The following is a 782-nucleotide window of genomic DNA, read 5'->3' on the forward strand; positions in this document are numbered from 1 at the left end:
CTTATTCAAAGGCCTTACATTTCAAAAACTCTGCTTACCAGGCGCATTTCGCCCAGGGGATCACCATAATAAAATGCTGAGGCCTGGCCTTTGCGTAGTGCACGCATCACCTCAATACCTTTGATGGTGGCGTAAGCCGTCTTCATGGATTTAAATCCCAGCGTGGCGCCGATTATCCGTTTCAGTTTGCCATGATCGCATTCAATCACGTTGTTCCGGTACTTAATCTGTCGGTGTTCAACGTCAGACGGGCACCGGCCTTCGCGTTTGAGCAGAGCAAGCGCGCGACCATAGGCGGGCGCTTTATCCGTGTTGATGAATCGCGGGATCTGCCACTTCTTCACGTTGTTGAGGATTTTACCCAGAAACCGGTATGCAGCTTTGCTGTTACGACGGGAGGAGAGATAAAAATCGACAGTGCGGCCCCGGCTGTCGACGGCCCGGTACAGATACGCCCAGCGGCCATTGACCTTCACGTAGGTTTCATCCATGTGCCACGGGCAAAGATCGGAAGGGTTACGCCAGTACCAGCGCAGCCGTTTTTCCATTTCAGGCGCATAACGCTGAACCCAGCGGTAAATCGTGGAGTGATCGACATTCACTCCGCGTTCAGCCAGCATCTCCTGCAGCTCACGGTAACTGATGCCGTATTTGCAGTACCAGCGTACGGCCCACAGAATGATGTCACGCTGAAAATGCCGGCCTTTGAATGGGTTCATGTGCAGCTCCATCAGCAAAAGGGGATGATAAGTTTATCACCACCGACTATTTGCAACAGTGCC

The 782-nt window shown here is 52.6% G+C and carries 1 protein-coding gene; it reads right to left on the minus strand.

Going from position 1 to position 782, the window contains the following annotated elements; translation table 11 throughout:
• Positions 1-14: 14 nt before the first annotated feature.
• Complete coding sequence (locus tag ACJHX4_RS26740; RefSeq protein ID WP_001067855.1) at positions 15-719, minus strand: IS6-like element IS26 family transposase; 705 nt, start codon at positions 717-719, stop codon at positions 15-17.
• Positions 720-782: the final 63 nt, after the last annotated feature.

The organism is Escherichia sp. WS2035 (genome assembly GCF_046487065.1).
Classification (GTDB): Bacteria; Pseudomonadota; Gammaproteobacteria; order Enterobacterales; family Enterobacteriaceae; genus Escherichia; species Escherichia coli.

Coding starts and splice junctions, on each gene's coding strand:
- ACJHX4_RS26740 (WP_001067855.1), bottom strand. CDS start 719: ATGAACCCATTCAAAGGCCGGCATTTTCAGCGTGACATCATTCTGTGG.